The following is a 14,778-nucleotide window of genomic DNA, read 5'->3' as shown; positions in this document are numbered from 1 at the left end:
ACAGGATTGTTCTAGTCAAGTTTATACTTTTACGTATAGTGATTCTAAAAATTCTTAACAACTTTTAACCTTTATCAATGTGAATAAAATGACGAACTCACGCGATATTTATGATGATTTTAGACATAAAAAAATTAGTCTAATATTTTGGCAATATGCGCTCCCCTCAATTATTGGGACAACGGTAAACACACTTTATAACATTATTGATGGAATTTTTATTGGTCATTGGATTGGTCGTGAAGCGTTGAGTGGCGCGGGTATAATTTTGCCTGTGATGAATCTTGCTGCTGGTATTGGTATGCTGGTGGGTATTGGTTCGGCAAGTCGTATTTCGATATTTTTAGGTCGTGGCGAAGTTGACAAAGCCGAAAAGGTTGCCGGCACTTCGTTTATGTTAACTGCGGTACTTAGCGGCATTACTTTAGCGTTGTTACTTTATTTTATCGATCCGGTTTTACACTTTATCGGCTCAAGCCCTACCAATCACGTTTATGCTCGTGAGTTTTTAGAAGTGTTTTTACCCGGTAGTATATTTATCACATTAACATTCAATTACAACAATATGATGCGCGCCAGTGGCTATCCGTTTAAAGCCATGGTGACGATGTTTATTAGTGTGATTGCTAATATTATTCTTGCACCAATATTTATTATTGCTTTAGGTTGGGGAATGCGCGGGGCTGCTTTTGCAACTACCCTCTCAATGTTTATTAGCTTTCTGTTTGTGATGCAGCACTTTATCAGCAAAAACAGTAATATTAAATTATACCGTCGCAACTTTAGGCTCGATTTTACTTACATTAAGTCGATTTTGTCGATTGGTATGTCACCATTTGCTATGCAAGTGGCGGCATCGGTTGTGGTGGTCTTTATTAACTGGCAGTTAACACGTTATGCCCCGATATCGCATGTTTCAAGTGATGATGCAATTGCAGGTTACTCTAACGCTAACCGATTAATTACGCTGATTATCATGATTGTTATCGGCGTTAACCAAGGTATGCAGCCTATCATTGGTTATAATTACGGCTCTAAAAATTATGCCCGCGTAAAGGAAACCTTTATCTACGCAGTTAAAATTGCAACCGTAATTACCAGTGTTGGCTTTATATTAGGTTGCTTTATGCCAGATGTATTGGTTAGAGCATTTAGTTCTGATGTCGATTTAGTGGCAATATCCGCGATTGCGCTACGTTATACTACGTTTTCATTTGCGTTTGTCGGTTTCCAAATGGTAACAACTAGCTTCTTCCAATGTATTGGTATGGCGAGAGTCTCTATTTTGTTAAGCCTTTCAAGACAACTTTTAATTCTGTTACCAACGCTCTACATTTTACCACTATTTTTCGATTTAGATGGCGTTTGGGCATCATCACCAACCGCTGATTTCCTTTCAACCGGTATCGCTTACGCTACGTTATATTGGTATTTTAAATCGATTAAACGAAGGCATTATCCAAAACATGCCTAACATTCTTTAATAAAAAAGGGACATCATGACTAATGCTTGTCAATTAAACTTATGATAAGCATTAGGACTAAATCTCCTTTAAAATTAAATTGTTAAATCGCTTACTTAATTCACATTTTGCTAATTCATAAACTTTAGACAAATTTCATGTTGGATACCTGCTTCACAACCTTTTTTTAACAATTCTATGGCTTTTTTAGAATCTTTTTTTAGACCGCCATCACCATTTCGATAAAACACCCCCAAATTAAACAGAGCTTCTGGTTGACCTTGTGCAGCAGCTTTTTCATACCAGTATCGAGCTTTGAAATGATCCTCTTTAGTGCCTTCGCCAGTGAAATACATATCTCCTACATAATATTGCACATCTGCATTACCTTGTTCGGCCACTTTTTCATACCAATATAGCGCTTTAGTCAGATCTTTTTCAGTACCTTCGCCATCTTCATACATTTTTGCCAAATTAAACTGAGCCTTTGGTTGACCTTGTTCTGCGGCTTTTTCAAACCAATATACTGCCTTAGTGAGATCTAATTCAACACCTTCACCAACTAAATACATGCATCCCAAATAATATTGGGCTACGGCTTGACCTTGATCGGCGGCCTTTTCATACCAATATAGCGCTTTAGCAAGATCTTTGCTTACCCCTTCAGCAAAGAAATAGATGTTTCCTAAACGAACTTGTGCGTCAGCAAAACCTTTTTCGGCTAACTGTTCAAACAATTCTTTCGCTTTTGCTGGATTTTTAGTCACTCCTTTTCCTTCTATATATATATCGGCTAAATTATATAGGGCAACTTGATCATTTTTTGCTGCTGCTTTTTCAAACCACTCTTTAGCCTTAGCATAGTCTTGTGGAGCACCTATACCCAGGGCATACATATTGCCTAAATTAAATTCAGCCCCTGTATCACCTTGTGCAGCAGCTTTTTCAAACCATTCTTTCGCTTTCAGGGGATCTTTTTCAACCCCTTTTCCTTGCACCAGTCTATAGCCTAATTCATTTTGTGCATTCGGATCATTTTCTTCAGTTGCTAGTTTCAGTACTTCATCATAGGATAAATTATTTAATAATTGTGCGTTAGCAAATCCAACTAAACATAGAATTAATAATCCACGAGTAAGTATTTTCTTCATATTCATTGTTCCTTTTCATCCATTTAAATTTAGCTATATTTATAATAAAAGAGACACTAACTTACTAGCATTATCTATTTGATTTAATAGTAGAAATAAATTTTATAATTTAGCGTTTTTTTAAACCGCTCAAAATAGTCTAGCGGATAACTAGTTTCGTTAAATTATTTTATTATCTTGAGATATTCAAGATAATATTAGCTATGTTAAAAAATTAATATTTAATAATATTAAAATAAAGTAAAACAAAAATCTGTCTGTCCTGTCACAAAACAATGATATTGTAATCATTGGTAGATAAATATAATCAAGCAATATATCAATCCAACCAACTAATGATAAATCCTTATCGACAATTAATACTGCAAAAATTGCTGCCACTACAGGACCTATTAGCGTCAAAACGATGGTCATATAGGCAGATATTTTTTATAATTCATCCCATAAGATAGATAATCCAGAAACATCAGAATCATTGCGATATAATTGCAATATTAAGCTAATGCTAACCGACTAATTACGCTGATTATAATTGTTATTGGAGTCAACCAAGGTATGCAACTGATTATTGGTTATAATTACGATTCTAAAAATTATGTACGGGTAAAAGAAACGTTTATCTACGCAGTTAAAATTGCCAGAGTAATTACTAGTGTTGGCTTTAGATTAGGTTGCTTATTCCTGAAGTGCTAGTTAGAGCATTTAGCTCTGATGTGGTTTTAGTGGCAATATCCGCAATTGCACTATGTTATACAACGTTATATAACGTTTTTATTTGCGTTTGTCGGTTTTCAAATGGTAACAATCAGCTTCTTCCAATATATTGGTATGGTGAGAATTTCTATTTTATTAAGCCTTTCTAAACAACTTTTAATTCTGTTACCAACACTCTACATTTTACCTCTATTCTTCGATTTAGATGGCGTTTGAGTATCATCACCAACCGCTGATTTGCTATCAACCTGTATCGCTTATGCCGCGTTATATTGGTATTTCAAATCGATAAAAAAAGACATCGTTTAAGTTAAACAAGTTTACATTACCAGTTAGTCAATGAAGATTGTTTTTATAGCTCTAAAAAATAAAAAAGACGGACTTAGTCCGCCTTTTTCATTTGAATTTAGCTGTAATTTAATTAATCCTTACTAGACCTAAATTTCAATTAATCATAAAGTTATTGACAAATTTGATGCTCCACACCACCTTCACAAGCTTTTTCAAATAAATCCATTGCTTTATTGTGATCTCTTTTTAGGCCAGCCATGCCATTTTCATACATGACAGCTAAATTAAACTGAGCTTCAGGTATACCTTGTTCAACTGCTTTTTCATACCAGTATCGAGCTTTAATTGCATCTTTTTCAATACCTTGACCAAAAAAATACATATCACCTAAAAAAGATTGAGCATAAGCCAAACCTTGTGCTGCTGATTTTTCAAGTAATTCTTTTGCTTTTAATGGATCTTTTTCAACACCTCGCCCTTCTTTATATATGCCAGCTAAATTTAATTGCGCATACATATCATTTTTTGCAGCACCTTTTTCATACCACTCTTTCGCTTTAGCATAGTCTTGTTCAACACCATTACCCTTATCATACATAGTACCTACATTAGATTCGGCTCTTCCATTGCCTTGTGCGATAGCTTTATCAAACCATTCTCGCGCTTTTACGGTATCTTTTTCAACACCGTCTCCCCCCATAAGATATCTATAGCCTAACTCATTTTGTGCAACTGGATCATTTTGCTCGGTGGCAATTTTTAGCACTTCATCATATGGTACATTATCAAATTTAGCTGCATTAACTGAACATGCAAAAAATAGAATTAATAACCCTCTTGTTAGTATTTTTTTCATATTCTTTATTCCTTTTCATCCTTTAATATTTTTATATCTTTACAACAAAAATAATATCATTATATTAGCAATATTTAGTTGATCTTCAAGTAGAAGAAAAGATAGATTTTAGAGGGTTAAAATAGGAATACAGACAGTCAAATTAGAAAATTATTCTGTTCTTAGTTATCAGCAAATCAATGGTCAGATTAGTGAAATTATTGTCTTTAGTTCAATAATTCAATGGTTCAATTAAATTCAATTGATAATATCGCTTTTAATTATTAATTACACTTGATAATGTAACCATAATCAAACAGACAAAGATTAATAACATTCCAATCCAAGCTATTAACGACAACGATTCACCAACAATTAACATAGCAAGAATTGCAGCAATAACAGGTTCCAATAAGCTAATGGTAGTTGCTAAACTGGCTGATATTTTTGATAATCCATAGCCATAACATAAATAACCCAAAAACATTGGAATTAATGCCATATAACAGCCTACTGCAATATTATTCCATGCTGCAAAAAATGTCGTTCCTGTTATTAGCATCACTGGAATCAGTAATACACCACCACAACCAAAAGTAGCACCCATCGCCGCTTTGCTATCAATACCTTTTAACATTAATTGTCGTGCTGACCATGAGTAAAGTGCATAAGCAAAACCAGCAATAAGTCCCAATAAAATTCCCAAACCAACATGGTTATATTCAATTGTGTTCGAAGCATTTTCAGAAAATGCTAACATAGCCATACCGATAATACCCAATAAAGCGCCAATAACCCATTGTTTAGTAACTTGAAAATCACGACTAATATATTCAATTATAGCTGATAAAATTGGCGCTGATCCTATTGAAACAACCGTACCGATAGTAACACCCGATAAACGCATAGACGAATAAAATGCCAAAGGATAGATAGCCACTGCTAAGGCACCTACAACTAAAAAACGGCTATGGATTGTTAGTAATGGATGGTTTTGCTTGATATTATAAATAGCTAATCCGCATTGCAATATCCCACCAATGCCCATAGCGAATGCACCGATAAATAAAGGCGATAATGAGGGAGCAAACGTAGCAGCAGTACCCGTTGTGCCCCATAATAGTGATGCTAAGATAACGGCTAAAATACCGAAGTATTTACTCATAAAATTATTCGATATTTTGTACCTGCTCGCGGATTTGTTCAATCAAGACCTTAAGTTCGATGGCGCTTGCAGTAACATCCGCATTGATTGATTTTGAAGCAATGGTATTTGATTCACGATTAAATTCTTGCATCATAAAATCAAGTCGACGCCCTACTGCTTCGTTTTTCTTTAGGATTGAATAGGTTTCTTTGACATGAGTCATTAAACGATCTAATTCTTCAGCTACATCGATTTTTTGTGCAACCATCACTATTTCTTGTTCAAGACGTGAGCTATCAAGTTCAATATTAGCTTCTGCTATTTTGCTTCTTAAGCGTTCTTTTTGCCACTCTAAAATTTGCGGCATCCAATTTCGAATTTTATCAACTTCAACCGTTATTGCGGCTAAACGTTGAGTGATTAATTCACTTAAAGCTTGGCCTTCACGTTCGCGAACTGCGATAAATTCATCAATTGCACTTTCAAGTAAAACTAAAATTTCTTGCGATATCGCATCTAAATTCTGCTCTTTGCTCGACATCACACCCGGCCAACGTAAAACATCAAGTGGATTGATTGCTCCTGTTTGGTATTCGTGTTTAATCCAATCACCGGCGGCTAATATCTGTTTAGCGAGCTCTATATTTAATGATAACTCTTGGTGCTGCGCGGCTGGATCAAGTTCAAAACGTAAGTTACATTCGACTTTACCACGAGTTAATCGAGCACGAAGACGTTCACGAACGATCGGTTCAAGTGAACGGAACTGTTCCGGTAAACGAATATAGGTTTCTAAGTAACGTTGATTAACCGAACGCAACTCCCAAGAAGCACTACCCCATGCTCGGTTTACCTCTTTTCTTGCATACGCAGTCATACTCGAAATCATAATAGCTTCCTAAATTTATAAAAACTTAGTATGCATTGTAACACAAATTCTGTATAATGTGCCCTTAGCTTAGGCTAAACATCAGCGCTTTCCTGCTGATGTCCTCCTAAAAAAATTAGCTCGAAAATAATTGTTAAATAAAACTGCTGGAGAATTGCATGCGCCCGTCTGGTCGATCCGCGGAACAAGTCCGCCCAATCAAAATTACCCGTCATTACACTAAGCATGCAGAAGGTTCTGTATTAGTCGAATTTGGTGAAACTAAAGTACTTTGTAATGCAACAATTGATGAATCTGTACCCCGTTTTTTAAAAGGTCAAAATCAAGGTTGGGTAACTGCTGAATATGGCATGTTACCTCGTGCAACCAATTCAAGAACACAACGTGAAGCAGCAAAAGGCAAACAAACCGGTCGTACGATGGAAATCCAACGCCTGATTGCCCGTTCACTCCGCGCTATGGTTGACCTTAAATTATTAGGTGAATATACCATAACGCTTGATTGTGACGTTATACAAGCTGACGGTGGTACAAGAACCGCATCGATTACAGGTGCTTGTGTTGCACTGGTTGATGCGATAAACACATTGTTAGCTAGTGGTAAAATCAAGCAAAACCCAATCAAATCTTTAGTAGCTGCCGTATCGGTAGGTATTGTTAATGGTGAAGCAGTGTGCGACTTAGAATACATTGAAGATTCTAATGCTGAAACTGATATGAATGTGGTAATGACTGACGATGGTCGTATCATTGAAGTGCAAGGCACTGCCGAAGGTGAACCTTTTAGCCATGAAGAATTATTAACTTTATTAGAACTAGCCAAAAATGGCATTACAACCATTACAGAAGCACAAAAACAAGCTTTAAAAGCTTAATTGGAGAGGATAGATGAAATCATATAAAAGTGAATTTATTGAATTTGCTTTAGATAGGCAAGCCCTAAAGTTTGGTGAATTCACCCTAAAATCAGGTCGAAAAAGTCCTTACTTTTTTAATGCTGGTTTATTTAATACCGGTAAGGATTTAGCGCTATTAGGTCGGTTTTATGCCGCTGCATTGATGGATGCAAATTTAAAATATGATGTCATCTTTGGTCCTGCCTACAAAGGTATTCCAATTGTTTCATCAACAGTTGTTGCCTTATCTGAACACCACAATGTTGATGTTCCTTATTGCTTTAACCGCAAAGAAGCCAAAGATCACGGTGAAGGTGGTAACTTAGTCGGTAGTTCGATTTATCAACAACGCGTTATGTTAGTTGATGATGTAATTACCGCCGGTACTGCCATTCGCGAATCAATGCGAATTTTGGAAGATAATCAATCTAAACTTGCAGGTGTTTTAATTTGCTTAGATCGCCAAGAAAAAGGTCGAGGCGATTTATCTGCTATTCAAGAAATTAAACAAACTTATCATTGTGATGTGATTTCAATTATTACTTTAGATGATTTAATCCAATACCTTTATCAAGATCCTTCACGCAAAGATCAAGTCACTCAAGTTGAAGCTTATCGTGCTGAATATGGAATAAAATAATCAAGCGTCGTAAGACGCTTTTTTTATATTTAAATATATTTACATTTTTTTCACAACTTTTTGCTTAAATTAATTACCATTTATCACATCTTTCTAAATTAAATCTACTTTGCTAGCCTATTTAACAACACTGAATTAAGGAAATAAAATGAAAAGAAAAATTATATTAATTCTTTTACTCAATATAAGCGCCATATTTTCATCTGAGGCAAAATATAACGAGTTAAACGTCAGTAATTCTTATTTAGAACTACAACAATTAAAATATGGTAAGAATCTTATTCCTGTTGGAGAAATTAATTCAAGTATTTTTGATAACATTAAACTAAAACCTGATACCGTCGAATTTTCCATCACGTTAGAAACAGAGGGGACAACTCCAACTGAAGCTTCAGATCTTAACGTTAAAACAATGAAGAAATTAAAGAGCTATCTAAGCACACTGAATATCACTGACGATAATCTAGTCACTATAGACTACAAAAATAGTGTCAAAACTATTGAAAAAGAAGACGATCAAGAAAATACCAATTATCAAGCTACTCTTAATGTCGTATTAACTATTGATAATAATGACAGTTTTATCAATCTAAATAAAACCCTTGATAAATATAATATAAATAATATTTCTCCGTTTGAAAATGATAAGTTAACTAACTATTATCTATTCCAAATAGTTTCCGTAGGTAATAGTGAAAGCAAAACAAAAGAAGATCTGTACCAAAAATATACTAGCATTACAAATGAGTTAAAAAAAATGGGATTAACTAACTTTTCAATTAAAAGTTCATCTGTCTCCCAAATTGATACAGATACAATTAATGAGCAACGCTATTTTGTTAATAACACTTTAAAGATAAAAATAAATAAACTCGATCTTATCGGTAAAATTATTGCCAAAGCACAAGAGTTAAAAATGCAAGTCAATAATGATATCTCTTACAGCGTATCACCAGAAGCAATTCAAACCGAAGTGAAAAAACATGAAACTCTTTTATTAAACCAATTAACCTCTAAAGTTGAGCGCTTAGTGGCTCAAAAATATGTCGTTGGTGCACCTATTTCACTTGAATTTCAAGCAAGATACCCAGAAGCACTTTATGGAAGAAATAATTTTAGAAGTAATCGTATGATGTCCGAAATGGCTTCAATGAACTATAGTGATGTTGATATTTATACTCCACCTGAATATGAAATCACCCTAACCTTATCAGGCTCATTCGAAACCCTTAAAAAGGTCGAGCACAACTGATTTGATGTAAGTCTATATAAGATAATTAAGATTGATTAGATTTCATTTGGTTTATAAATTATTAACTAAATGAAATCTTGCTAACTATTTCGAATGACTTTGAACATAGAATTTTGCGTTGTCGTAGTGGTAAATAATTTGTGAAAAATCGAATGGTTCACCAGATGTGGTATAGAAGATCTCTTCCACACATAATGCAGGATCCCCAGGATTTAATCCTAAATAAGGGGCAATCTCTTCATCTAATTTTATAGCTTTAAAATATTTGTCTGAAAAACCAATATTGATTTTACAAATATCTTTTACATAGCTAAAAATGGAATTTTCAGCAATTTCTCGATTAAGATAAGAAACAATTTTTTTACGATAATAAGATTGTTCAAAGCCATATACCTTACCTTCAACCAATCGTAATCGTTTTATATAATAGACCTGTTCATCATCTGCACAGTGCAAATTTTCTCTAACTTTGGCATTAGGTTGAATAACATCAACATTAAATACTTGAGAAGCACCCGGTAAGTCATTTAAGTCAACACTAAAGCCATGACTTTCTAAAAAATTCAGATAACCGCGCTTTTTCGGCTGCCTAACAAATATGCCACTGCCTTGTATTTGATAAATTACACCATGTCTCTCAAGGCGATTTAATGCTTTGATAATTGTAGTACGGCTAACTTGATATTGTTGAATTAACCCCTCGATATTAGGCAATTGCGTATCTTTAGGCAAATTTTGTTGATAAATTGCCTGCTGAATTTTTGCTGCCACATCTTGGTATTTTAACATTAGTAGTTCATTAATATTTATCTAAATAGTTAGCCATTTTATACTTTTTGTGAAATAAATAAATCAAAATTGCTAAAAACGGGATCTAGATCACAAACAATTAAATTGGTAATTAACAATTTTTATTTTAGGAATAATATAGGCACTCTTACCTGTTGAAAGGAGCTTAATTGATGTCATCTAAAATTAGAGATTATGATAAATTAGCAGTTGATATATTAAACGAATTGGGCGGTGAAAATAATATTGTTTCTGTTGCACGTTGTGCAACTCGCTTACGTGTTGTGACGCAATCTACCCCTGAAAATGCCAAAGAAAAAATTTCTAGTTTTTCTGGTGTTATCACGGTAGTTGAAAAAGGTGGACAAATTCAAATTGTAATAGGTACCAATGTTGATAAAGTCTACAATGCGTTTACTAAATTGATAAGTGGTGATAACAAAGTTGATGTAAATAGCAAAAGTAGTATTTTGAATCGGATTATCGCGACAATGTCAGCGGTTTTTGCGCCTTTTGTTTATGTGTTAGCGGGAGCAGGGATATTACAAGGAATCTTGATTTTAATTAATCTGGTCTTCCCAGGTTTTGAAAAAACGAGCACTTGCCAAGTATTTAGTTTTATCTCTTGGGCGCCATTCACTTTTTTACCTATCTTTATCGCCATTACCGCATCGCAACATTTCCGTTGTAACATCTACATTGCGGTAGCGTGTTGTGCAGCACTGCTGTCACCAACATGGGCTGAGATTGCTAAATTGATTAAGGAAGGTGGCACATTTGATTTATTTGGTTTACCACTGTCTGAAACCACTTATATGTCAACCGTATTACCACCACTATTTTTAGTCTGGATACTTTCTCATTTAGAGCGTTTCTTAGAACCTCTCTTACACAGTATTATTAAACCATTGATCATGCCATTCATCTGTTTAGTTATCATGGTACCACTAACGTTATTAGTAGTGGGGCCGCTTACTGCTGGGGCTGCACACTATATATCAATCGGATACAACTATTTAGTCGATTTTGCTCCATGGTTAGCCGGTGCTATTATCGGGGCTCTTTGGCAAGTACTTGTTATATTCGGTGTCCATTGGGGTATAACTCCAATAGTTTTAGAAAACATGAGATTACATGGTCAAGATTCATTCCAAGCCTACCAAACTATTGCGGTAATTGGCCAAGTCGGCGCTGCATTAGGATTCTACCTCAAAACTCGTTCTAAAGAGATGAAAGGAGTATCAATCTCAGCTTTTGTGACAGGTCTATTTGGTATCACTGAACCAGCGATTTATGGGGTTAACCTACGCTTTAAAACACCATTTATTTATGGTTGTGTTTGTGCTGCAATTGGTGGTATGGTCGCTGGTTTCTTTACACCTTACTTCTATGCTTATGCACCATTAGCGGGTCCATTAACTATTGTTAATACGGTTAATCCAGAACATTATAATTCAGTCATCGGTGTAACCATTGGTTCTTTAATTGCGTTAATTGGACCAGTTATTCTTATACAAATTTTTGGTACCAATGAAAACAAACAAAGTAACGAAAAAATTGAAAACGACACGCCAAAAATCCTTCTTGATAAAATTAATATCACTAGTCCAATGATCGGTAAAGCATTACCTCTTAGTGAAGTACCAGATCCGGCTTTTGCCCAAAAATTGATGGGTGAAGGTATTGCTATCGAGCCAACTGATAATCATGTTTACGCACCATTTGATGGCGTAGTTAGCGCAGTATTTGAAAGTTCAAAACATGCAGTCGGATTAGTTCTTGATAACGGTGTAGAATTATTAATTCACGTTGGAATAGATACCGTAAATTTAACCAACAACGAATTTAATTATCATATCAGTATGGGGCAACATGTTAAAAAAGGCGATGTGCTAATCAGCTTCGATCCACAAGCGATCAAACAAGCGGGTTATCCATTAATTACCCCGATTATTATTGTCAATACGGATCAATACCAGTTGATCACATTAACTGAAAATAAAGACGTAAATATTGACGATATCATATTCGAAATTAAGCAATAACAAGGAACCAAAAATGACTAAAAAACCATTTTTATGGGGCGGTGCATTAGCTGCTCACCAATTCGAAGGCGGCTGGAATGAAGGGGGCAAAGGACCAAGCGTGGTTGATGTCATGACTGCTGGCGCGCATGGTGTTGCAAGACAAATCACTCAAGATATCGAAGCTGGTAAATTTTACCCAAATCATACCGCTATTGACTTCTATCATCATTATAAAGATGATATCAAACTCTTTGCTGAACTTGGTCTAAAATGTCTTCGTACCTCAATTGCTTGGACGCGAATCTTTCCGAAAGGTGATGAACTAGAACCTAATGAGGCCGGTCTACAATTTTATGATGACGTGTTTGATGAACTTATCGCCAATGGCATTGAGCCAGTTATTACCCTTTCACACTTTGAAATTCCATTACATATTGCTCGTCAATATGGTGGATTCAGAAATCGTAAAACAGTAGAGTTCTTTGAACGTTTTGCTATTAGTTGTTTTGAACGTTATAAAAACAAAGTCAAATATTGGATGACTTTTAACGAAATCAACAACCAAATGGACACCAGTAATCCAATTTTCTTCTGGACTAACTCCGGTGTACAAGTTAAACCGGGCGAGAATCCACAAGAAGTACTTTATCAAGTAGCACACTATGAATTACTAGCCAGCGCTAAAGCGGTAATAGCTGGTAAAAAAATCAATCCTAATTTTGAAATTGGTTGTATGATTTCTCACGTGCCAATTTACCCATACTCTTGTAATCCAGAAGATATGATGGCATCAGAAATCGCAATGCACCAACGCTTCTTCTTCCCTGATGTACATGTTCGTGGCTATTACCCATCGTATGCTTTAAAAGAGTTTGAACGTGAAGGCTACCAACTTGATATTACCGAAGATGACTTAGCTTGCTTGAAGCAAGGTACCGTTGATTACATTGGCTTTAGTTACTATATGTCAACTGTGGTAAAAGCTGATGTTAACAACGACAACCGCGACAATATTGTCAATGGTGCATTACCAAATGCGGTTGAAAATCCATACATTAAAAGCAGTGACTGGGGTTGGCCGATCGATCCAGAAGGATTACGTTATACACTGAATCGCTTATACGATCGTTATCAACTACCTCTATTTATTGTTGAAAATGGTTTTGGTGCAATTGATGAACTTGAGCACGACAACCAAATTCACGATAAACCACGTATCGAATACCTAGGCGCGCATATTAAAGCGATGCAAAAAGCGATGGATTACGATGGTGTCGACGTAATTGGTTACACCGCTTGGGGTATTATCGACGTGGTATCATTCACGACTGGCGAAATGAAAAAACGCTATGGTGTGATTTATGTTGATCGTGATAACGAAGGCAACGGCAGCATGAAACGCTATAAAAAAGAGTCGTTCGAGTGGTACAAAAATGTGATTAAGACCAATGGTCAAAGCTTAAAATAGCTAGTTAGTCACAGTAAGACTAAAGGATCTGTTTTTTATATTCTAAACAGATCCTTTCTTAATAACTCCCTTAACCAAACAAAACGCCATCATCAAAAGTTAAAAATTAATTGCTTTTCAACTTGTGGATCAATCAACGTCACATGGAAACCGATTAATCTAACACCTCGATCATTGCGCCTTTCTAACCAAACTCTATGAGCTTGTTCAATCAAATCAGCTTTATCTAACCTTGACCAGACATGCTCTTGGGTAGTAAGCTGAAAATCATCAAACTTAAATTTCACCCCTTGCCGAGCAATAGAGAGATCAGAGCGAACTTTACTTAATCGCTTCTCCAACTCCTCAAACAGCGGATCAAATTGCGCCAAACACTCATCCCAACTATGAATATCATCGACCAAAGTACGCTCAACTCCAACCGACTTACGTTGTCGATCATTACAAACTTCGCGTTCATCAATCCCCTGGCAACGTTCATATAAAATACGTCCAAACTTACCAAACTGATTAAATAACTTCGTCAAATCATAATTAACCACATCTTGACAAGTATACAGTCCCAATTCGGATAATTTCTTCTCGGTCACTTTACCAACTCCAGGGATTTTTTTAAGTGGAAGCTTTTCGATAAACGCTTCAACATCGTCAGGCGTAATCACATATTGCCCATTTGGCTTATTCATATCAGATGCTATTTTAGCCAAAAACTTCAGTGGAGCCACACCTGCCGAAGCGGTTAATTCAAGCTCCTTATAAATCGCTTGGCGAATATCTTGGGCGATTAACGTAGCTGAACCATGACAAAGCTTACAGTCAGTCACATCCAAATAAGCCTCATCGAGCGAAAGAGTTTCAATGGCTTGAGTATAACGTCTAAATATTTGATGAATTTGATTGGAGACTTCTTTGTAAACAGCATGACGTCCGGGAATAACCTTCAGATTTGGGCACAGCTTAATTGCTTGTGCCATTGACATCGCACTATGCACGCCGTATTGACGAGCAATATAATTAGCAGTTGCTACTACGCCCCGCTTACGCGGATCGCCACCTACGGCTATCGGCACATTACGATAACGAGGATTGTCTCGCATTTCAACAGCGGCATAAAAACAATCCATATCGACATGAATAATTTTTCGCATAAAGGGGATAATAACATATAAAAATAACTGTATAAATATACAATATCATACCTTTATCTTATCTGTAA

Annotated in this window: 12 protein-coding genes; 6 read left to right on the top strand and 6 right to left on the bottom strand. The window is 35.6% G+C overall.

Translation table 11 applies throughout. The features are described 5' to 3' along the window. Window positions 1-88: 88 nt before the first annotated feature. On the top strand, window positions 89-1,474 hold the full coding sequence (locus DKK79_RS05095) for an MATE family efflux transporter (protein WP_110423109.1): 1,386 nt from the start codon (window positions 89-91) through the stop codon (window positions 1,472-1,474). A 120-nt stretch (window positions 1,475-1,594) separates the two neighbouring features. On the opposite strand, the gene DKK79_RS05090 is transcribed toward DKK79_RS05095, so the two are convergent. From DKK79_RS05090 to DKK79_RS05070, 4 genes are all read right to left on the bottom strand, one after another. Continuing rightward, on the bottom strand, window positions 1,595-2,614 hold the full coding sequence (locus DKK79_RS05090) for an SEL1-like repeat protein (RefSeq protein ID WP_181415230.1): 1,020 nt from the start codon (window positions 2,612-2,614) through the stop codon (window positions 1,595-1,597). Window positions 2,615-3,788: 1,174 nt separating this feature from the next. Next, a complete protein-coding gene (locus tag DKK79_RS05080) occupies window positions 3,789-4,475 on the bottom strand; it encodes a tetratricopeptide repeat protein (RefSeq protein WP_110423106.1) in 687 nt (228 codons plus the stop codon). 256 nt (window positions 4,476-4,731) lie between these two features. Continuing rightward, a complete protein-coding gene (locus tag DKK79_RS05075) occupies window positions 4,732-5,619 on the bottom strand; it encodes a DMT family transporter (protein ID WP_110423105.1) in 888 nt (295 codons plus the stop codon). 4 nt (window positions 5,620-5,623) lie between these two features. Beyond that, window positions 5,624-6,490, bottom strand: a complete 867-nt coding sequence (locus DKK79_RS05070; RefSeq protein WP_034882890.1) for a YicC/YloC family endoribonuclease — start codon at window positions 6,488-6,490, stop codon at window positions 5,624-5,626. A 158-nt stretch (window positions 6,491-6,648) separates the two neighbouring features. Here DKK79_RS05070 and rph point away from each other — a divergent pair, with 158 nt between their 5' ends. The 3 genes from rph (at window position 6,649) to DKK79_RS05055 (ending at window position 9,278) form a co-directional block, all read left to right on the top strand. Beyond that, complete coding sequence (gene rph / locus DKK79_RS05065) at window positions 6,649-7,365, top strand: ribonuclease PH (protein ID WP_034882891.1); 717 nt, start codon at window positions 6,649-6,651, stop codon at window positions 7,363-7,365. Between the two features lie 13 nt (window positions 7,366-7,378). Next, window positions 7,379-8,026, top strand: a complete 648-nt coding sequence (gene pyrE, locus DKK79_RS05060; RefSeq protein ID WP_034882893.1) for an orotate phosphoribosyltransferase — start codon at window positions 7,379-7,381, stop codon at window positions 8,024-8,026. A 148-nt stretch (window positions 8,027-8,174) separates the two neighbouring features. Further along, window positions 8,175-9,278, top strand: coding sequence for an SIMPL domain-containing protein (locus DKK79_RS05055; protein WP_110423104.1), 1,104 nt, complete (start codon window positions 8,175-8,177; stop codon window positions 9,276-9,278). Between the two features lie 84 nt (window positions 9,279-9,362). Here DKK79_RS05055 and DKK79_RS05050 read toward each other — a convergent pair whose 3' ends face one another. Beyond that, window positions 9,363-10,067: a GntR family transcriptional regulator gene (locus DKK79_RS05050; RefSeq protein ID WP_110423103.1), complete on the bottom strand. Its 705-nt coding sequence runs from the start codon at window positions 10,065-10,067 to the stop codon at window positions 9,363-9,365. Window positions 10,068-10,240: 173 nt separating this feature from the next. On the opposite strand from DKK79_RS05050, the gene DKK79_RS05045 reads away from it, so the two are divergent. Next, window positions 10,241-12,112, top strand: coding sequence for a glucose PTS transporter subunit IIA (locus DKK79_RS05045; RefSeq protein WP_110423102.1), 1,872 nt, complete (start codon window positions 10,241-10,243; stop codon window positions 12,110-12,112). 13 nt (window positions 12,113-12,125) lie between these two features. After that, complete coding sequence (locus tag DKK79_RS05040) at window positions 12,126-13,562, top strand: 6-phospho-beta-glucosidase (protein ID WP_110423101.1); 1,437 nt, start codon at window positions 12,126-12,128, stop codon at window positions 13,560-13,562. A 92-nt stretch (window positions 13,563-13,654) separates the two neighbouring features. Here the strand turns inward: DKK79_RS05040 and dinB are convergent, their stop codons facing one another. Then, a complete protein-coding gene (gene dinB, locus DKK79_RS05035; protein ID WP_034882903.1) occupies window positions 13,655-14,710 on the bottom strand; it encodes a DNA polymerase IV in 1,056 nt (351 codons plus the stop codon). Window positions 14,711-14,778 lie beyond the last annotated feature (68 nt).

Origin of the sequence: Gilliamella apicola (assembly GCF_003202915.1) — a bacterium.
In the GTDB taxonomy this organism is placed as follows: domain Bacteria; phylum Pseudomonadota; class Gammaproteobacteria; order Enterobacterales; family Orbaceae; genus Gilliamella; species Gilliamella apicola_Q.
The sequence above is the reverse complement of the archived record's forward strand: the minus strand, read 5'-3'. Positions and strand labels throughout refer to the sequence as shown.

Coding starts and splice junctions, on each gene's coding strand:
- DKK79_RS05095 (WP_110423109.1), top strand. CDS start 89: ATGACGAACTCACGCGATATTTATGATGATTTTAGACATAAAAAAATT.
- DKK79_RS05090 (WP_181415230.1), bottom strand. CDS start 2,614: ATGAAGAAAATACTTACTCGTGGATTATTAATTCTATGTTTAGTTGGA.
- DKK79_RS05080 (WP_110423106.1), bottom strand. CDS start 4,475: ATGAAAAAAATACTAACAAGAGGGTTATTAATTCTATTTTTTGCATGT.
- DKK79_RS05075 (WP_110423105.1), bottom strand. CDS start 5,619: ATGAGTAAATACTTCGGTATTTTAGCCGTTATCTTAGCATCACTATTA.
- DKK79_RS05070 (WP_034882890.1), bottom strand. CDS start 6,490: ATGATTTCGAGTATGACTGCGTATGCAAGAAAAGAGGTAAACCGAGCA.
- rph (WP_034882891.1), top strand. CDS start 6,649: ATGCGCCCGTCTGGTCGATCCGCGGAACAAGTCCGCCCAATCAAAATT.
- pyrE (WP_034882893.1), top strand. CDS start 7,379: ATGAAATCATATAAAAGTGAATTTATTGAATTTGCTTTAGATAGGCAA.
- DKK79_RS05055 (WP_110423104.1), top strand. CDS start 8,175: ATGAAAAGAAAAATTATATTAATTCTTTTACTCAATATAAGCGCCATA.
- DKK79_RS05050 (WP_110423103.1), bottom strand. CDS start 10,067: ATGTTAAAATACCAAGATGTGGCAGCAAAAATTCAGCAGGCAATTTAT.
- DKK79_RS05045 (WP_110423102.1), top strand. CDS start 10,241: ATGTCATCTAAAATTAGAGATTATGATAAATTAGCAGTTGATATATTA.
- DKK79_RS05040 (WP_110423101.1), top strand. CDS start 12,126: ATGACTAAAAAACCATTTTTATGGGGCGGTGCATTAGCTGCTCACCAA.
- dinB (WP_034882903.1), bottom strand. CDS start 14,710: ATGCGAAAAATTATTCATGTCGATATGGATTGTTTTTATGCCGCTGTT.